Annotated in this window: 17 protein-coding genes; 10 read left to right on the top strand and 7 right to left on the bottom strand. The window is 70.5% G+C overall.

Annotation, left to right across the window (positions count from 1 at the left end; genetic code table 11):
• Positions 1-15: 15 nt before the first annotated feature.
• On the top strand, positions 16-915 hold the full coding sequence (gene cysD, locus VFV67_RS27370) for a sulfate adenylyltransferase subunit CysD (RefSeq protein WP_326473535.1): 900 nt from the start codon (positions 16-18) through the stop codon (positions 913-915).
• Entirely contained in the window at positions 915-2,702 is a 1,788-nt protein-coding gene (cysC, locus tag VFV67_RS27365) for an adenylyl-sulfate kinase (protein ID WP_326473534.1), read from the top strand. Before cysD ends, cysC begins: the two co-directional genes overlap by 1 nt.
• On the opposite strand, the gene VFV67_RS27360 is transcribed toward cysC, so the two are convergent.
• The 4 genes from VFV67_RS27360 to VFV67_RS27345 form a co-directional block, all read right to left on the bottom strand.
• A complete protein-coding gene (locus tag VFV67_RS27360) occupies positions 2,671-3,141 on the bottom strand; it encodes an SRPBCC domain-containing protein (RefSeq protein WP_326473533.1) in 471 nt (156 codons plus the stop codon). The two genes, cysC and VFV67_RS27360, sit on opposite strands and share 32 nt — an antisense overlap.
• Positions 3,138-3,920 carry an SDR family oxidoreductase gene (locus VFV67_RS27355; protein WP_326473532.1) on the bottom strand — a complete coding sequence of 261 codons (783 nt, stop codon included), beginning with the start codon at positions 3,918-3,920 and terminating at the stop codon, positions 3,138-3,140. Before VFV67_RS27355 ends, VFV67_RS27360 begins: the two co-directional genes overlap by 4 nt.
• A complete protein-coding gene (locus VFV67_RS27350; protein ID WP_326473531.1) occupies positions 3,917-5,041 on the bottom strand; it encodes a sulfotransferase in 1,125 nt (374 codons plus the stop codon). Before VFV67_RS27350 ends, VFV67_RS27355 begins: the two co-directional genes overlap by 4 nt.
• Positions 5,042-5,187: 146 nt before the next feature.
• A complete protein-coding gene (locus VFV67_RS27345) occupies positions 5,188-6,246 on the bottom strand; it encodes a DUF1214 domain-containing protein (RefSeq protein ID WP_326473530.1) in 1,059 nt (352 codons plus the stop codon).
• A 337-nt stretch (positions 6,247-6,583) separates the two neighbouring features.
• On the opposite strand from VFV67_RS27345, the gene VFV67_RS27340 reads away from it, so the two are divergent.
• The 8 genes from VFV67_RS27340 (at position 6,584) to VFV67_RS27305 (ending at position 15,993) form a co-directional block, all read left to right on the top strand.
• Positions 6,584-7,864, top strand: a complete 1,281-nt coding sequence (locus VFV67_RS27340) for an ABC transporter substrate-binding protein (RefSeq protein ID WP_326473529.1) — start codon at positions 6,584-6,586, stop codon at positions 7,862-7,864.
• Positions 7,861-9,579 (top strand): hypothetical protein, encoded by a 1,719-nt coding sequence (locus VFV67_RS27335; RefSeq protein WP_326473528.1) that lies wholly within the window; start codon positions 7,861-7,863, stop codon positions 9,577-9,579. The genes VFV67_RS27340 and VFV67_RS27335 overlap by 4 nt, the downstream gene beginning before the upstream one ends.
• A complete protein-coding gene (locus VFV67_RS27330; protein WP_326473527.1) occupies positions 9,576-11,981 on the top strand; it encodes a hypothetical protein in 2,406 nt (801 codons plus the stop codon). Before VFV67_RS27335 ends, VFV67_RS27330 begins: the two co-directional genes overlap by 4 nt.
• Positions 11,982-12,104: 123 nt before the next feature.
• Positions 12,105-12,317, top strand: coding sequence for a hypothetical protein (locus VFV67_RS27325; RefSeq protein ID WP_326473526.1), 213 nt, complete (start codon positions 12,105-12,107; stop codon positions 12,315-12,317).
• The gene (locus VFV67_RS27320; protein ID WP_326473525.1) at positions 12,314-12,856 is read left to right on the top strand and encodes a hypothetical protein; all 543 of its coding nucleotides are present in this window, start codon (positions 12,314-12,316) and stop codon (positions 12,854-12,856) included. The genes VFV67_RS27325 and VFV67_RS27320 overlap by 4 nt, the downstream gene beginning before the upstream one ends.
• Positions 12,853-13,425, top strand: a complete 573-nt coding sequence (locus tag VFV67_RS27315; RefSeq protein ID WP_326473524.1) for a hypothetical protein — start codon at positions 12,853-12,855, stop codon at positions 13,423-13,425. Before VFV67_RS27320 ends, VFV67_RS27315 begins: the two co-directional genes overlap by 4 nt.
• Before the next feature lie 307 nt (positions 13,426-13,732).
• Positions 13,733-14,863 carry a helix-turn-helix domain-containing protein gene (locus tag VFV67_RS27310; RefSeq protein WP_326473608.1) on the top strand — a complete coding sequence of 377 codons (1,131 nt, stop codon included), beginning with the start codon at positions 13,733-13,735 and terminating at the stop codon, positions 14,861-14,863.
• Positions 14,864-14,865: 2 nt separating this feature from the next.
• Entirely contained in the window at positions 14,866-15,993 is a 1,128-nt protein-coding gene (locus VFV67_RS27305; protein WP_326473523.1) for a PucR family transcriptional regulator, read from the top strand.
• Between the two features lie 58 nt (positions 15,994-16,051).
• On the opposite strand, the gene VFV67_RS27300 is transcribed toward VFV67_RS27305, so the two are convergent.
• The 3 genes from VFV67_RS27300 to VFV67_RS27290 all read right to left on the bottom strand — a co-directional run bounded on the left by VFV67_RS27300 (position 16,052) and on the right by VFV67_RS27290 (position 18,118).
• Positions 16,052-16,915 carry a DUF4394 domain-containing protein gene (locus VFV67_RS27300; RefSeq protein ID WP_326473522.1) on the bottom strand — a complete coding sequence of 288 codons (864 nt, stop codon included), beginning with the start codon at positions 16,913-16,915 and terminating at the stop codon, positions 16,052-16,054.
• Between the two features lie 163 nt (positions 16,916-17,078).
• Positions 17,079-17,720, bottom strand: coding sequence for a vWA domain-containing protein (locus tag VFV67_RS27295; protein WP_326473521.1), 642 nt, complete (start codon positions 17,718-17,720; stop codon positions 17,079-17,081).
• A gap of 11 nt (positions 17,721-17,731) precedes the next feature.
• On the bottom strand, positions 17,732-18,118 hold the full coding sequence (locus VFV67_RS27290; RefSeq protein ID WP_326473520.1) for a hypothetical protein: 387 nt from the start codon (positions 18,116-18,118) through the stop codon (positions 17,732-17,734).
• Positions 18,119-18,346: the final 228 nt, after the last annotated feature.

The following is an 18,346-nucleotide window of genomic DNA, read 5'->3' as shown; positions in this document are numbered from 1 at the left end:
TTGTACCATGGGGTCATGACGCTCACCCAGCTCGACCGGCTCGAGGCGGAGAGCATCGACATCCTGCGCGAGGCGGTCGCCGAGAGCGAGCGCCCGGTGCTGCTGTACTCGATCGGCAAGGACAGCTCGGTGCTGTTGCACCTTGCCCGCAAGGCGTTTCATCCCGCGCCGGTGCCGTTCCCGCTGTTGCATGTGGACACCACCTGGAAGTTCCGGGAGATGATCTCCTTCCGGGATCGGACGGCCGAGCGGCTCGGCGTCGAGCTGATCGTGCACCGCAACCCGGAATGCCTCGCTCTCGGCATCAACCCGTTCGACCACGGCTCGGCCCGGCACACCGACATGTGGAAGACCCAGGGGCTGCGGCAGGCGCTGGACAAGCACCGGTTCGACCTCGCCTTCGGCGGGGCCCGCCGGGACGAGGAGCGCTCCCGCGCCAAGGAGCGGGTGTTCTCCCTGCGCACTGCGGCACACCGGTGGGATCCGCGCAGTCAGCGCCCGGAGCTGTGGCGGCTGTACAACACGCGCAAGGACCCGGGGGAGAGCCTGCGGGTGTTCCCGCTGTCCAACTGGACCGAAATCGATGTGTGGCAGTACATCCGGCGCGAGCGTATCCCGGTGGTGCCGCTGTACTTCGCCGCGGCGCGCCCGGTGCTGCGCCGGGACGGCATGCTGATCATGGTCGACGACGACCGGCTGCGACTCCGGCCGGGGGAGGAGATCCGCCGGGCGACCGTACGGTTCCGTACGCTCGGCTGCTACCCGCTCACCGGCGCCGTGCCCAGCACCGCGGCGAGTGTCGCGGAGATCATCGAGGAACTGCGGCAGGTCACCACCTCCGAACGGGCCGACCGGGCCATCGACCACGACCAGTCCGGCTCGATGGAACGCAAGAAGCACGAGGGCTACTTCTGATGTCCCTGCTGCGGTTCATGACCTGCGGAAGCGTCGACGACGGCAAGAGCACGCTGATCGGCCGGCTGCTCTACGAGGCCCGCACCCTGCCCGACGACCAGCTGGCCGCCCTTGAGCGGCACGGCATGGACTTCGCAACGCTGCTGGACGGCCTGCTGGCCGAGCGGGAGCAGGGCATCACGATCGACGTCGCCTACCGGTACTTCGCCACCGCGACCCGGAAGTTCGTGGTGGCCGACGCACCGGGCCACGAGCAGTACACCAGGAACATGGTCACCGCGGCATCGGTCGTGGACGCCGCGGTGATCCTGGTCGACGCCCGCACGGGAATCCTGCCGCAGACCAGGCGGCACACCGAGATCGTCGCGCTGCTCGGGGTCCGGACCGTGGCGTTGGCGGTGAACAAGCTCGACCTGGTCGGCTACTCCAGGACGGTGTTCGACGCGGTGGCCGCCGAGTACTCGGCTCTCGCGGCCGCTCTCGGGATCACCTCGGTCGCCTGCATTCCGGTTTCCGCGCTGCACGGGACCAATGTGGTTCGGCGTGGCGCGCAGACGCCCTGGTATGACGGGCCGGCCCTGCTCGGTTGGCTCGAGTCGGTCGCGGTGCCCGCCGACGACCCGGCCGGGCCGTTCCGGATGGTGGTGCAGTGGGTGATCCGGCCAGCCGCGGACTTCCGCGGCTTCGCCGGTCGGATCGTGGGCGGCTCGGTGCGTCCCGGTGACCGGGTCGTCGTGCTGCCCGCCGGCCTGCCGGCCACGGTGGCCCGGATCGTGGCGTTCGACGGCGACCTCGACATCGCCGTCGAAGGGCAGTCGGTGACCGTGGTCCTGGCCGAGGATCTCGACGTGGGACGCGGCGCGATCCTGGCGGCCGCGTCGTCCGCGTGCGACGTGGGATCGGAGTTCGATGCCCGGGTGATCTGGATGGCGGCCGCGGACCTGGTGCCCGGCCGATCGTACCTCGCCAAGATCGGCGCCAGAACGGTCGGCGTGACCGGGTCGGATTCGTTGCGGTGCAACGAGATCGGCGGCACCGTTGTTCGGTTCGACGCCGCAGTGGCCTACGAGCCGTACCCGGTCAACCGCGACCTCGGCGGCTTCCTGATCATCGATCGGCTCACCAACGACACGGTCGGCGCCGGCCTGCTGGACCGCGTCCGCCCGGCGAACCTGCGCTGGCAGACCCTCAGCGTCACCAAGGAGATGCGCGCGGCCCTCGGCGGGCACCGGGGCTGTGTGGTGTGGTTCACCGGGCTCTCCGGTGCCGGGAAGTCGACCGTCGCCAACCTGGTCGAGCAGCGCCTGAACCGGACCGGCCATCGCACCTACCTGCTCGACGGCGACAACGTGCGGCACGGCCTGAACCGGGACCTGGGCTTCACCGACGCCGACCGGGTGGAGAACATCCGCCGGGTGGCGGAGGTCGCCGCTCTCATGGTCGACGCCGGCCTGATCGTCCTGGTGTCGTTCATCTCCCCGTTCGAGGCGGAACGCGCGCTGGCCCGAAGCCTCGTCGCCGCGGGAGAGTTCTGCGAAGTCCACGTGGACACGCCGCTGGCGGTCGCCGAGGCCCGCGACGCCAAGGGGCTCTACGCCCGGGCGCGCCGCGGCGAGCTTCCGCACTTCACCGGCATCGACTCGCCCTACGAGGTTCCGGCGAACCCGGAGCTGCGGCTGGACACGGCGGTGCTGGCCCCGTCGGCGGCGGCGGCGGTCGTGCTGGACCGGCTGCTCGCGATGGGCGTCGTGACCTTCAGCGGTCCGCGCGCCGAACCCCGGGAATGAACAGGCGCTCCGCCCGCTCCTTGAGGGCCACGGCCACCGCGTCGAACCCGGCCTTGACCCAGGCGCCGTTCTGGTCCAGCACCAACCCGGCGTGCTCGCCGGTGATGGTGTCCGTCGTGTGATAGGCGCAGCGGTCCGGGCCGGTCTCGGTGATCCACTGGTCCCGGACGGCGAACAGGCCCGGGATCGCCGCACCGGTGTCGTAGCGCAGGTGATGCGGGGGATCCACCACGCGGATGAACTCGCGGTTGACGAACGTGCCGCCGGAGCCGTCCGGGGACGGGAGGGTGAGGTCGATCGGGTCGCCGATGGCCAGCGTCGTCTCCACCCGCACCGTGTAGGGATTCCACTGTGGATAGTTCGGGTAGTCGATCAGCACACGCCACACGAAACTCGCCGGAGCGGCGATGTCGACCGTGATGGAGGTGATCATGCTCATTGTGGCAGGAACTCCCCTCCGTTGACGTCGAGCACCGCGCCGGTCACCTCGGAAGCCAGTGAGGACAACAGAAACAGCACGGTGCCCGCGCACGCCTCGTCCGGTGGAATCCGGCCGAGCGGGTTGCGGGCGGCGATCTCGTCGTACACGTCCTGCTCGCTGACGCCCCGAGCCTCGGCGGTCATCCGCAGGTAGTAGCGCACTCCGGGCCCGTCCAGCCAGCCCAGCACGGCCTGGTTGACCCGGATGCCGTGTTCGCCGAGCTCGAGGGCGAGGTACCGGGACGCGCACGACATCGCCGCCTTGGCCACGGCGTAGCCGCCCTCGCCGCGCATCGGCGCCCGGGTGGTCATCGTGCCGATGTTCACGATCGACCCGCGGCCGGCGGCCTTCATGTGCGGCAGCACCGCCCGCGTCATCGTCAGCGAGCCGTGCAGGATGATCTCCAGTGCGCGCCGCAATCCCTTGTCCGGGGTGTCCAGCAGGTCGAAGAAGCCCGGGTGCGAGTACGCGGAGTTGACCAGCCCGGTGATCGTGCCGAACCGGTCGGCCGCCGCAGCCACCACGGCCGCGACGTCCTCGGCCCGGCGCACGTCGCAGGGCACCCCGATGGCCGCACCGCCGCCGGCCGCGACCTCCGTGGCCACCTGGTCCATGACCGCGGTGGACCGGGCGGCCATGACCACCTTGGCGCCCTCCGCGGCGGCCCGCACGGCCAGCTTGGCGCCCAGCCCGGGCCCGACCCCGGCGATCACCACGACCTCCCCGGACAGGATCACAGGAATGCCTCCGTGTAGAAAGCGAAGTCCCGCTTCAACTCCGCGGCCGACAGGCCGAAGTCCTCCGGTGCGTAGGAATGCGCGCCGTGCCGCTGCGTCCGGTTGCGGTCGAGGTAGGCCAGGAACGGGCCGGACTCGAAGCCGGAGGCGAGGCCGACGGCATCGAGCACGCGGCGGGCCACGGCCAGCGGATCGGCCGTCAGCTCGGCGAACGGCACGTCGACGAACCGGTCCGGGCGGTGCCGCCGTGCCTCGGCGAACCCGCGCAGGGTCGCGGCGAACCGCGTGCTCCAGTACCGGCCGGTCGCCACCGGGTCGACCGCGGCGCTGTACTGCGAGCTCATCGACACCACCATCGAGGCGTACGAGGGCACCGCGCTGACCGGCGACCGGTGCGTCATCAGGATCCGGCAGCCCGGGAAGGTGTCCAGCACCGTGTCCACCGCGGTCAGGTGGTGCGGCGACTTCAGGATCCACCGACGCCCGGCGCGGTCCGGCCGCTGCCATCGCAGCACCTGCAACCACTCGCGCAGCTCCCGGTAGGCCATGCTCTGGTCGGCCGAGCGTAGCCAGGCGCCATAGTCGGGTATCCGGTAGAAGGAGTCGAAGCTCATCGAGGTGAACGAGCGGTCGAGGAGGATCACGTCCTCCTCCGGCCCGTCCCACTCGATGGTGTGGATGCCGGCGAACTCCGGCGACATCCGGAGGAACAGCTCGGCCCGGTCCCGCGCCCGCCGCTTGCGCTCCGCGGCGTCCGGTCCTTCGCCGGGGAACGGGATCGGGTAGGAGGCCTCCCAGGACAGCGTCGAGGTCAGTCGCGGCGAGGCGGCCAGCAACCGGTGCAGCAGGGTCGAGCCGGTACGCGGCAGACCGCAGATCGCGGCGGCCACCGGCACCTCGACCGCCCGGACTTCCGGGTGGGTCCGCTGCAGGGCCCGCAGCCGCAGCCGGTCGACGAGGAGCGCGGTCAGCCTGCGGCGGGTCAGTTCCAGCCCGGCGGGCGAGAGCCGCGCCTGTGCGTTGAGGCTGCGGACGAGAACCTGCAGCGGTTCGACGAACCAGTCGTCGCCGAACTCGGTCAGGCCCGCCTTGGTCTTGGCCGCGTCCAACAGTTCGTCCACCCGCAGAGCGCGCAGTTCCGCCGCTCCGGAATTTACTGCTGTTGTGGCGGTGAGTTGATCCCGCTCGGTTGACAGGGTTTCGGTGGCCGGGTTGCGTCCCGTTCCCCTTGGGTGCGGTTGGCAGGTGGGCGGCCGACATGGTTCGGTCACGGCTTCACTACCCGGCAGCGGGGGATGGGGTGGTGGGTGGCGCCGAGCCAGCGCAGCAGCGCGGTTCCGCTGGTGTGGCCGGTGGTGTCGATCCAGTTGCCCCAACCCGGATCCTTGTCGGCCACGACGATGGTCAACCTGCCGTCGTCGTCCAGTGTGGCGGTGTGCTTGTTCACGGTGATCCGGTGTGCGTGGTCCATCGACTCCATCCACCAGTTGTTGAGCTGGAAGTTCCAGTAGGGACAGTCCGGAACCTCGGTCTCGATCAGCCACGCCTCGCCGGGCCGCAGCGTCCAGTACCCGTGCAGGTAGAAGATCTCCGGATCACCGCCGGCCCGCTGGAACAGCTCCTGGCCGAAGTCGGGCAGCTCGTTGGGCCGGGTCATGAACAGCTCGGTCCATCCGGCGAAGGTGGCCGCGGTGCCGTGCACGGCCAGCGCGGCCCGGCGCAGTGCCCGCACCAGTGCGTCCGGGTCCAGCGCGGCGGGCAACGCCGGGCCGCCGATGCGCTCGATCCGCCACGTGCCGGGTTCCTCGGCGCTGCGGTCCAAATAGGACTGGCGGACCACGATACCGGTCGAGTCGGGCGCGAGCGGCAGCCAGTTGCGGTCCCGCGGCGTACGGCTGGCGATGATCTCGACCGTGCCGTCCGGTTCGACCACCAGGTCCCGGTCGGACAGCTCGCCGGTCGAGGCCATCGTGCCGTCCTTGGCGTACCGGTTGGCCTTGGAACCCACGCTGAAGTACGCGATCGTGCCGCGCCGCCCGGTGATCCGGTAGTCGCGGTCGCCCCGGACGGTGGCCGAGAGGTAGACGTTGTCCGGGTTGTCCGCGCCGATCTTGACCAGGTCCAGCTCGTGCAGCCGGGGGAAGTCCGGGTCGGCGTTCTCCACTGTGGCGTAGAGCATCTCGCGGACCAGTCGGGTCAGGTAGCGGAAGCCCTCGGCGCGGTCCAGCGCGGTGGCCGGGGCGGTGTCCCGGAGCACCACGTCGCCGGCCCGTTCCAGGGCCCGGCAGAACTCCGACCAGGCCTGTCCGTCGAGCACGTCGGCCACCGCCGCCTCCTCGCAGTATTAGAACACGTTCTACCAGACGGCGAAGTTTTGGACAACGTTCAGTGACCGTGCGGACGGCCCGGGACGATGCCGCGCAGCGGCTTCGCCCGGTCGGCGTCGGAGCCGTACTCGAGCATCCGCTTTGCGCCATTGTGCCCAGCGCGGACAGTCGCGTCGGGTCGCGGGCAAATGGGTTTTCGGGTTGTGGTCGAGGCCGGTATGTCCTGGCCCCAGGTGCCGGATTGTGCGCGTATGGTGAGCGCGAATGCCCGTCCATTGGTCAGTGCCGAGGGGTGGAATGGCGGATTCGCGAGCCGTGCCGCGGCCGGGTGCCGGTGTGTCCAGGCGGGTCCTGCTCCGCGCCGGCGGGTTCACGGCCGCGGCGGCGGGGCTGTCCGGCTGCTCCGTGCTGGCGAGCACCGCCGGGGTCGGGGACAACGTCCGGGTGGCCGTCGCGTGGAGCGCCGGGGAACTCGAGGCGTTCCGGGCCATCCTCGCCGGCTATCCCAACGGCTACGAGTTGGTCCCGCTCGGCGACGACATCGCGGCCGCGCTCGGCGCACGGACCGCGGGGCGGCCCGACCTGGTGGCGATGCCGCAACCCGGAACGGTCAGCGCCAGCATCGACGACCTGGAGCCGATACCGGACACGATGTGGCGCCCGGAGTACAACCGGATCGCGGGCACCGAATCGGGCGATCGGCACCATGCGCTGCCGTTCAAGGTCGCGCACTCGTCGGTGGTTTGGTACCGCAAGCGGCTGTTCGACGAGCACGGCCTTGCGGCACCGCGGACGTGGTCGGAGTGGATGGACCTGAACCAGCGGATCATCGACGACCCGGACCTGGGTGGCGCCGGCATCGCGCCGCTCGCCGTCGGCGGTGCGGACGGCTGGCTGCTGGCCGTCTCCTTCCAAAACGTTCTGCTGCGGCACTTTCCGGACACCTACGACCAGTTGATCCGGCCCGCCGCTGACCCCGAAACCTGGCGCGGGTCCGAAGTCGAAACGGCGTTGCGCATGCTCGCCGGCATGTGGGCGGTGCCGGGGGCGGTCTCGGGCGGGTTGGACCGCGCCCTGGTACTGCAGTATCCGGACGCGGTGCAGGAGGTGTTCCCGTACCGGCGGGCCGCGATGGTGGTCGCACCGGACTTCGCGGAGTCGGTGATCCGCAGGTTCGGCACGCCGGAGGACGAGGCGGACAGCTTCACCTTCCCGGCAGATCCGGGCGTCACCGCTCCGATCGCGATCGCCGGCGACCTGCTGGTCGCGGTCAAGCCGGCGCGGGCGTCCGCCTTCGATCTGCTGCGTTACCTGGGTGGCGAGGATGCGCCGATCCCGTGGATCAAGGACACCGGCGGCTTCATCGCGGCGAACCAGGACACCGATTCGAGCCTTTACAGCCGGACCCTGCGCCGGCACGAACGCCAGCTGCGCGACCCGAGGCAGCCGATCCGGTTCGCGCTCGCCGACCAGCTCGGCCCGGTCGGCGGCCGCGACGGCCTTGCGCTTGTCCTGCAACAACTCGTGCGTGACCTCGGCACCGGCATGCCACCGGCGACGGCGGCCCGGGACGCGTGCCGGAAGATGGTCGCGATCGCCAGAGCGGCGGCCGAATGAGTCCGGCGTCCTTCAAAGCCAAGGACGGCCTCACGTTCGAGGTGGTCGGGCGCGAGGTGGCCGGCCGGGCGCTCGACCCGACCGGTGAGCAGGGCCGGCCGGCCCGGTTCCTGCTTGGCGTGCCGGCGGTGCTGCTGCTGCTCGTGCTGCTGGTGCCGACCGGGTGGACCGTGGTGTGGGCGCTGAACGGCGACCCGGTGCTGCTCGGGAACTTCCTGACCGTCATCACCGACGACGGCGCGCTGGCGGCGGCGCGCAACAGCGTGCTGTGGGTGGGCATCGCGCTGATCGTCGTCGCGCTTGGCTACGGGATCGCGGTGGCCAGCCGGCTGGTCCGCGGGCCGTGGCGGGTCCTGCTGTACTTCCTGATCCTCCCGTTCGGGGTGTCCGCGCTGGTCTCCGGCGCGATCGCACGGATGATCTTCGACCCGGCTCCCGAACGGGGCATGGCCAGCGCGCTGTTCGGCGCGGACGTGGTGTGGCTCGGCCCGGGACTGATCTGGATCGTGCTCGCCCTGTCGTTCGCCTGGACCTGGCTCGGTTTCGTCGTGGTGCTGTTCCGGGCCGGTCTGGACACGCGAGCGGCCGGACCCGGGCTGTTCGGTCACCCCAAGCTGCCAAGGCCGGGCCCGGTCACCTCCATCGTGGTGCTGACCGTGCTGGTCGCCGCGATCCGGGTGTTCGACCTGGTCCTGATCGCGGCGCCGGGCTCCATCCAGGACGACGTCGACGTGGTCGGGCTGCACTGGTGGCGGATGACCACGCGCAGCGCGGACACCGGCGGTCCCGCCGCCCTCGCCGTGTTGCTGTTCATCATCGTGGGCCTGCTCAGCCTGGCCGGTATGCGAAGGCGCACGACCCAACCGGACCGCCCGACCCCCGGACCGGCCGAGAACGGCGCGGCCGCGCCCGACCGGAAGCCGGCGAAGCGCCGCGCCTTGAGCTGGCTGATCGGGCTCGGTCTGGCGGTGCTCTTCCTGCTGCCGCTGGTGGTTTTGCTTGGCACCGCGCTGCACGAGCCCCGCACGGCCGGATCGGCCGGCTGGTGGGGGCTCTCCGGCCTCGGGCCCGGCTCGTTCGCCGAGGTGAGCGCGAGCTGGTTGTGGCCCGCCGTGCTCGGCAGCGTCTTTCTCGCCGGGCTCGCCACCGCGCTCGTGGTCGCGGCCGCGGTGCCGGCGGCCTACCTGCTCACCTGGGGCGGGCTGCCCGGCTGGCTGTCCCGCGGGCTGACCCTGCTGCTCGTGGTCCTGGCGGTCGCGCCGGTGCAGATGTACGCCGGCCCGCTTGGCGACCTGTTCGGCCAGCTCGGGCTGGCCGGTGCCCGGGCACCGCTGGCTCTCGTGCACGCGGCGGCCGGACTGCCGTTCGCCACCCTCGTACTGCGCACCGCGTTCCAGGCGGCGCCGCCGGATCTGTCCGGCACCCGCCGGCCCGCGCTGGACGCCATGTGGCGCGGCCGGTACCGACGTGCCCTGATCGCGGTGGTGGTGCTCGAGTTCGTCCTGGTGTGGAACGATTTCATCGTCGGCTTTCTGATCAGCGGGCCCGGATCGACCCCGCTCAACCTGCTGCTGTGGGGCGAGGCCCGGCAGTTCGGCATCTCGGCCGGCACGGTCGCCGCCGGGGCCGTGGTCGCCTCGGTCATTCCCGTCGCGCTGTTGCTGGTCACCTGGCCGAAGGTGATCTCCGGGCTGACCGGGGGTGCGACCGAATGAACTGGCCGGGCCGGGACGCAAGCCCGTCGGAGCGGAACTTCCTCAAGCGGCTCGCCCTGGTCCCGGTCGCCGTGCTGACCTGGTTTCTGCTGACCCTGTCCGCGGAGCTGCTCGGCAACCAGGCCAACGCCACCGACATCGGCCAGCGCATCGGGCGGTACCTGCTGGTCGCCGGACTCGTCGTGGTGCCGCTGACCGCGGCGGGATGGGCCGCGGTCAAGCTCTGGCAGTGGCGGCACCCGGCGCCGCCGGAGCTGCCACCCCCGCCGGAGATGGCCTGGCCGGCCGAGCCGGCGCCGCCGGACTGGCGCCCGCCCGGCCCCATCTACGAACGGGACGACGCGGTGGCTGCGGTGGTGCGGAGGCTGCTCGACACCGGAATCGCGGTCGTGTGCGGGCCGCGCGATGTCGGCACGTCCGCCGTCGCCGAAGCGGCGGTGCAACGGTTGATCGATGACCGGCTCGCCGGGAACCGGCCCGTCGTTCGGCTCGACCTGCGCAGCCGGTCCAGCCGGAACCCGGACGACGCGCGGGCGACGGCGGGTCGCATCCTGTCCACGTTCCGGCTGGACGAGCCGGCGGACGGGACGCCGAAGGTGCTGGCCGACGCCGCGGAACGGCTGCACGATGTGCTCACCAGGCAGTATTCGGTGCTGCTGCTGGACAATGCCGCGGTGCCGCACGAGATCGAGTGGCTCGTTCCACGGTGGACGGACCGGGGCAGCGGCCAGCCATGGCTGGTGATCGCCGGCGAGGCGGCGATCGGGTCGGTGCTGCCGGGCAGCCGGGTACCGGTCGGCCCGCTGTCCACCGAGGGGATGCGCAGAATCTGGTACGCCGACACGGACACGGTGCCGAAGCCGCCGCCGCCGCTGCGGCGCCGGAACCTGCCGCGGTGGCTGCGCGAGCTGTTGGCAACCCGGCGGGACCGGACGACTTCCTTGCCACAACCCGCTTCCGACCCGATCGACGAACTGCTGGCCGTGTGCGGCGGCCGGCCGCGTGCGATCAAGGCCGTGGCCAGGGAGACCAGCGGCACCGACCGCGACGCGGAGGTGCGCAAGCTGGTGGAATCGGTGGACTCCGACGAGAACAACCCGCTGGTGGGAATCTGGCGGGCCATCCTGCGCCGGACCGAGGACAGTCTCAGCCCCGATGCCGCCTGGCTGTTGCACGCGCTGGCCGTGCTCCCGGTGACCGCGCTGACCGTCGAAGCGATCGCGGCGCTGGTGACCGCGCATACGCCCGACGCGGACCCGGGCTCCGGTGCCACTCCGCCGGCGGCGTTCGACGAGCTGCGCGTCCGGGGCTTCGTGCAGGAGGTCGGCGACCGGTACCGGTTGCCGCTGGAGATCCGATGGGCGCTCACCGGTCAGGCCGACCCGAAGGACGTCGAGACGGCTCGGATCGCGGTGCCCGCGCTGATTCGCCACCATGCGGACCGGGTCGTGCGGCGGGCGAACCAGCTCGACGTGCGTTCGGTCGGCCCCAGGGCCGCGGCGTGGCTGCACGAGGAGGAGCCCACCCTGCGCCCACTGTTCCTCCCGGACAACTACCGGGACGGCGTGGTGCTCCTCGCGGTGATCGACGACCTGGCGCGGATCGCCAGCGCCCTGGAGTACTGGTACGTGCGTGAGCAGCAGGCGGACGGCCTGCTCAGAGTCAGCCAAGCATTGCGCGAGCTGGCCGGCAGCGCCCAGCGCCCCGAGCTCTGCGCGCTGGCCGCGGCCCGGGAAGCCACGGCCCACCGGATGCTCGGCGAGCGGTCGAAGGCCGAGGAACGGCTGACCGTGGTGGCCGGCGAAGTGCGCCTCCCCACCGCTCATGACCTCGGCAGCGAGCTCGTCACCCGGCTGCAGGTCGAGAAAGCCCTGCTCGCACTGGGCAACGGTCCGTCCAAACGCGACGATCCGGAACGAACGAAGGTGCGCCGGTCGCTCGAGGAGATCGCTTTCCGCAAACGGCATCCCGGAGCCGGGATCGCCATGGTCAACCTGGGTGCACTGCACCTGGCCGATGGCTCGCGGGGCAAGGCGGAGGAGTACCTCGACCGGGCCGAGGCCATGGCCCGCGACCGGCACGATGTCGGCTGCCAGGCGCAGGCCGTGGAGTTGCGCGGAATCGCGCAGACGGCGACGGATCTGTCCGCGGCCGTGTCGCTCTGGCAGGAGGCCCTGCAACTGTTCGAATCCATCGGCGAGGAGCAGGGGCAGGCACGCTGCCTGCAACACCTTGGCACGGCAGCCCTCGCCGACGAGACCGTGGCGGCCAGGCTTTCCGACGACCCCGCCGACGCCGCCACGATCGCCCGGTCGCTGCTCGAGCGTTCCCTACGGCTGCGCGCGGGCCAGCCGGACACCACCCTGGTCAAGCACTACCTCAAGAAGGCGGGCGGCGAATAGGGCCCGGCTGGTTCGGCGAGTCGTCGCCGTCGTCCAGGTGCATTTCGGGCTTTCTTGCTGCTCTGTTCTCACGGGCGCATGAGTCGAACAGCGAATCGTGGGGTACCAACGTGGGATCTTCGCGTGGCCAGCGCCCCGCCCGAGAAGGGCCAATTGGCAGGCACCGGATTCTTTCGATTGTGGGTGCTGCTGATCGTGGCCTTCATCGTCGGCGCCCCGGTGACGATGTTGGTGGACAGCGTGAGCTATCTGGTCAGTTCCGCGGCGCTGGCGACGCTTCCACGGGCCCGGCCGGAGCATGACCGGAAAGCGGTGGATCGCACTTCCGATCCGTGAAGAATGGTCTTCGACTGCTGTGGCGCAACCCGATCCTGCGCCCGCTCGCGCTGTCCGCCGCACATTTCAACCTGTTCACCGCCATGTTCTTCGCGTTGTACACGCTCTATGTCATACGAGAGTTGCAGCTGAGCGCGTTCCTGCTCGGCGTGGCGACGATGTTCGGCGGCGTCGGCGGAGTCATCGCCGCCACCTGCACCGGTTGGCTCGGCCGCACGTTCGGCATGGGCCGAGTGCTGGTCTTCTGCTCCGCGGCGCCGGCCTTGCCGGTCTGCTCGTTCCGGCGGCGAGCCTGGTGGCGACGCCGGTGGCCGTGGTGCTGGTCGTTTTGCGCCAGGTCGGTTCCACCGAAACGCCCGGCGATGCGGACCGCGCGAGGGAGTTGTCCTCATGAGGGCATATGCGGGCAAACGAGCCAGGTGCGGCAAGGTTGCGGTGAGTCTTGCCATGGTGGGGATGAGGGTGATCGCCGTTTGCCTGGTGATGATCGGGTCGACCCCAGACAGGTCATGATTCCGATCGGAAGGAGTACAGGGTGAGTTTTGCCTCCACCCGACGCGCGGCGATCATCGGCGTGCTGGTCGCGGCCCTGGCAGCGCTGTTCGGAGCCGGTGGTGTCGCGGCGGCCGCGGCGCAGCCGGTAGCGCCGGCCGATGCCCTGACCGCGCCGGTCACCGGCACGTTCACCGATGCCGCCGGCGGAACCGGCACGGCAACCGAAACGTTCACCCCGAGTCGGTTCCTGGTCGAGGGTGACCAGGTGCTCGCCGAGGGCGTGGCCGATCTCGGGCTGACCGACTCGGCCGGTCAGCCGGTCGGCACCGCGGCCCCGACGGTGCGGCTGCCGGTTGCGGTCGCCCCCGGCGATGTGTCGACGCAGGCGAGCTGCGAGATCCTCGATCTGGTACTCGGACCGCTTGACCTGGACCTGCTCGGCTTGGTGGTCCACCTGGACACCGTGCACCTGAACATCACGGCTGAGTCCGGGCCCGGGAACCTGCTGGGCAACCTGCTGTGTGCCGTGGCGAACCTGCTCAACGGGCCGGCGCCGGACCTGCGGGCGCTGACCGATCTGCTCAACGCCATCGTGGCACTGCTGAACTCCTGACCCCGTCAAGGGAAACCCGGCGGCGGGTGCCAACCGGCACCTGCCGCCGGGTAGGTCATCGGTCAGCGACCATCCCGTTGGCTAACAGATTGAAAACGATCGGGAAAGGGATGTATCAACTCGCATCCCTGATTCCGTGGTCGACATTGGTGCCCATTGGTATTTTTTCTCGTCCGTTGAATACTCCTTGTGGCGGTACCGATATGGGTGCCGGCACGTGACTATCTGCCTGCGGCGGCGGAAGAGATACTCGAGGGGCTGGGGAACAGTGGGTGATCTTTTCGCCGTGTGGCGCAGTCGCGTGGATATGGTCAGTCTGCGGGTGGTGGACGCATATGGCGCGGAGCTTCCTGATTACCGGCGGATTGTGGCCGATCCGAGAGCACGGGCCGAGCTGGTGGAGCTCATGGTGTTCGCGCGGGGGCGCACGGTCGATCTGGCGACCGAGGGCGGGCAGTTCACCGATGATGACCTCGAGACCATCGCGGCGGGCGGGCGGGTACACGGCGCCGCGGGAATCTCCCCGGCCGCCCAACGGCGAGCCGTTCTCATCCACACGAAACTCACGCTGCGCGAGTTGTACGGGGCGGCCGGATCGCATGACATCGACAATCTGATGCGGGTGTTGCGCTGGTACGCCCCGCAGAGCCGGTCGGTGCAGGCCGCCTATGCGCGGGGGTTCCTGCGGGGCCAGCAGGCGCACCTGCCGGACGCCGACCGCGTGCGCGTGCTCGCCGGTCTGTTGCTCGCCGGCGATGCGATGGCCGCCCAGCTGGCGATCAGCCTGGCCATGACCGTGCCCGCCCGGTGTGTGGTGCTGGTGGTGCGGACACCGCCGGCCCGACCCGGACACGCGGACCCGCCACGCGCCGAGGTCGTGGCGGATCTGCTGGCGCGGCACTGGATGCCGATGTCGTGGGAGACGCCAGCAGAGTTCGTCGCGCTGGTCGGGGCGGACGGGCCGGTGTCGGCCGAGGATCGGGCGCTTGCCGTGGCGCGAGATTTCGGGCAGCTGGTGGAGTTGCCGTGTGCGGTGGGTGCCGCGGTCGGTGACACCGGCGAGCTTGCCGGCCCGCTGGCGCAGGCCCGGCAGGTCTGCCGGGTGGCCCCGCTCGACACCTCGCCGGGCACGGTGCACTACCGCACCGACCTGTTCGCCGAACTCGGCGTGGCCAGGGTGCCACCGGTCGAGGCGTGGCTGCGGGACGTCGCGGACCGCCTCGCCGCCGGTCCGAACCTGGTGCCTACGCTGGCCGCGTTCTACCGCACCGACATGAGCCGGATGCTGACGGCGGCCACGCTGGGCATCCACCCACGTACGCTGGACTACCGGCTGCGCCGGGCCCACGAGGTCACCGGCCTGGATCCGGTGTCGGTTCGGGGAGTGCGGATCCTGAGCACCGCCGTGACCCGCGCGCTGGCCGGAGCGTGGACATAGCCATGGGAACCCTCTACGCCGAACTGGCAAGCCAGGCGCCGGCCAGTGCCCTGCGGGTCGTCGACAGCTGTGTCAAGGAACTGCCGGAGTTTCAGGCGGTCGCCGCGAATCCGGATGACTACGCGCGGATGCTCGAGTTCGCCGTGTTCCTGCGCAGGCGCACGCTCGAGCTGGCCCCCAATGATCATCCGCTGACCGGCGATGACCTCGCCATTGTCGGTGCGTTCGGTGCGGAGCGCGGCGGGCAGGGCATTTCGCTGCCGGCCGCGCGCAGCGCCCTGGCGTTGCACGCCGCCGCGACCCTGCGCGAGATCCACGAGACGTGCGGCCCGGCGGATCTCGACGAGGGCATGCACCTGCTCGGCTGGCTCGGGCGACAGGCCCCGATCGCCCAGCAGGCCTACCTCGCGGGTGTCCTACGGGGACAGAACCGCCACCGGCCGGTCATCGGTGAGATCGGGCGGTTCGTCGGGCTGGCGTTGGCCGGCGACCCGGCCGCCCCGGGGTATGCCAGGAAACTGGGAATCGCGGTGCTCGACCACTGGCAGGTCGTCGTCATCCGGGCACCCGGTCCCGGTGAGCCGGACGAGGCCGCCGTTGAGCTGGTGTGGCGCCGGCACCGGGCACCGGCCACCTGGCACCGTCCCGGCGAGTTGGTCGTGCTCCTGCCGGCGGACCAGGAAACCGCCGCGCCGGCGCTGGTGCGCGAGGTCGCGGACATCGTCGGCCGGCCCTGTGCGGCGGGCACCGCGACCGGCCCACTGTCCACACTGGCCGAGACGTTCGAGCTGGCCCGGCGGGTCAGCCAGGCCGTGCCGCCCCGGACCAGGCCGGATCACCTGTGCACCATGGCCGACCTGTTCATCGAGATCGCTGTCGCGGAGCTGCCGGAACTCGACCGGTGGCTGCGCGATCTCGCGGCCCGGCTGGCTACCGGCCCCGATCTCCGCGCCACCCTCGATGCTTATTATCGCCACGACCTCGACCGCTCCCGCACCGCCGCCGCGCTCAACGTCCACCCCCGCACCCTGGACTACCGGCTGCAGCGGGCGCACCAGCTCACCGGGGTCGATCCCCGCACCGTCAACGGAATCCGCGTCTTCACCACCGCCGTGACCCTCGACGGGTGAGCCCGTCCCGGTGGGAATGCGGGACGGGCTCACCGTTGTGCCGGCCGGACCGGCTGCTCTAGGAGTCGAGCGCGACGGCGATGTCGCTGATGAACAGCGGGAACTGGCCGACGGTGGTCGGCGCGCCGGTGAGCAGTTCCACGGTGACGAGCAGCGGCCGGGAACCCGAGGGTGTCAGGACGGCGAAGGCGGTGTTCGAGACCGTCTTGCCGCCGACCAGGTCCGCGAAGATGTCGAAGCCCGCGTTGGGGCCGAACGTTCCACCCAACATGCCGGTCATGATCACGAAGCCGGTGTTGGCCGGCGACTGGATGAGGACCTGGCCGGTGACCGGGTTGATGTCGAACAACGTGGTCCCGGTGGTCGAGTTGAGGTCGTTGTTCGTGTAGGCGGCGGCGCTGATGCCGGTGACCGTCGCGGTGCCCGGTCCGGAGCTCAGCAAGCCGTCCACCGCCGTGACGTGGGTGTTGAGGTCGTGCCGCAGGTTCTGTCCGGTGTCGCTGACGATCCGGAGCCGGTCGGCCGCCGGGTTGAAGTCGAAGCCGAAGTTCGTGCCGTGCAACGCGACGCTGAGCTGGGAGACCTGCGTGAGCGTCACAATCGGCACGCTGGGGTTGCTCGGCAGCGTGACCGTGTAGATGCAGCCGCGGTTGCCAAGGGCGTACAGCTTGCCGTCCTGAACGCGGAAGTCGATCCCGATCAGGAAGTTCTCACCGCAGACGAACCCGGTCGGAAACGCGACCCAGTTGAGCACCCCCGGATTGTTGGTGTTGAACGAGGCCATCAGGCCGTCGCTGGTGATCCCGAACGCCGGCAGCCCGGGCGCCGCGGCCGAACTGCTGGTCGAGGACCCGACGGCCAGTGCGGCCGAGGCAACCACCACTGCCGCCGCCGCGATCCCCTTCTTGATCCATGCCTTCACTGATTTCCACCCCTCTGGGTTCTGCTGTGCTGGCGACTGCCAGCCCGCAACATCCTCCCGAGGGCACGGCGGCGGGGTCTTCGTGAAACGTGCGAAAACGCGCCCGCCGGCGCCGAGCTCAACCTGTCATTTCCGGTGAAGCCGGACTTCTGCCCCGAGCCGGTCAGTCGCCGAGGTCGGAGCGTTCTTTCGGCGTGTAGGCGAGCATCACGGCGGCCGGATCGGCCATCCGCGCGGCGCGGTAGCTGCTGACTTTGCCGGCCGCGGAACTCAGTGCCTGCTTGGCCTTGCCGCGGGCGTAGGTGACCGAGTAGTCGCGACCGACGCCGAGGCTGGTGCCCACCTCGATGGCGTCCTGGTCGGCACCCATGTAGAGGAACTGCCAGGAGTAGTCCTTGGTCTGCTGTTCCACCAAGGATTTTATCGCCGGGTGGGTCCACTCGCGACTGGCGTTCTCGTGGCCGTCGGTCATCACGGCCACGATGACGGTGCCGGGCCGGTCACCCTCCGGTAACGCGGTGAGTTCGGCGCCCGCGTCGGTGATCAGCTTTCCCATCGCGTCGAGCAATGCCGTGGAGCCGCGTGGCTGGAGCACCAGTGGGGGCACGTCGGCGATGGGCACGTTGGTGTAGACGACGTCGTAGACGTTGTCGAACTGGGCGAGCGTCACCTGGCAGGTGCCCGGGGTATCGCGCTGCTCGTCGACGAACGCGGCGAAGCCGCCCTCGGTGTCGGCCTTGATGGACTGCATCGATCCGCTGCGGTCGAGCAGGAAGTAGATCCGGGTCAGGTCGGCACGGGTCATCGGCACTCCTTCTAGGTGGTGGAGCGACGCGGTTTGAAGCGCATCGCCGTGGTGGACTTCGGTTCCGGCGTCGGGGTGCCGGACTCGCGGTCGTACTTCGCCCGTTCGACCCCGGCCGCCGTCACCCGGCCGCGCGCGTCGGCGTATCCGCCGAGCAGCCGAGTCCGGCCCAGCCGAGGGCCGACCGCGTTCTCGGTCAGTCCCGCGCGGTGCCCGGCGGACCGCAGGGAGGCCCGCCCGCTCAGCACGGCAACGGCCATGGTCTCGTCGAGCAGGTCGGTGAGCCGGTCCGCCGCCTCCCGCAGGTGTGGTAGGGCGTCGACCGCCGGCAGTCCGGCGGCGGCGTCGAGGCACGTCCGGACGGCGTCGAGCCGGCCCGAGTCGATCTCGTCTGTCACGGGGCAACTATACGCAGAATATGCGGATACGCAAGTACTGCGGACACGCAGAATCTTCGAACCTGGGCGTGGAGCGCGGGCCCCGCGCGACCCCCGGCCGGCGCGCCCGCCTCGACGCCGTCCATCGAGACCGCTGAATCCGGTCGAACTCAAGCGGGATTTTGCCACCATCTGATATACGTGTCGCGCCGTCGCTGGCATCTGGCTGAATTGTTGCTTGAGTATTGC

Source organism: Actinophytocola sp. (assembly GCF_035762905.1).
Lineage (GTDB): Bacteria > Actinomycetota > Actinomycetes > Mycobacteriales > Pseudonocardiaceae > DASYTH01.
The sequence above is the reverse complement of the archived record's forward strand: the minus strand, read 5'-3'. Positions and strand labels throughout refer to the sequence as shown.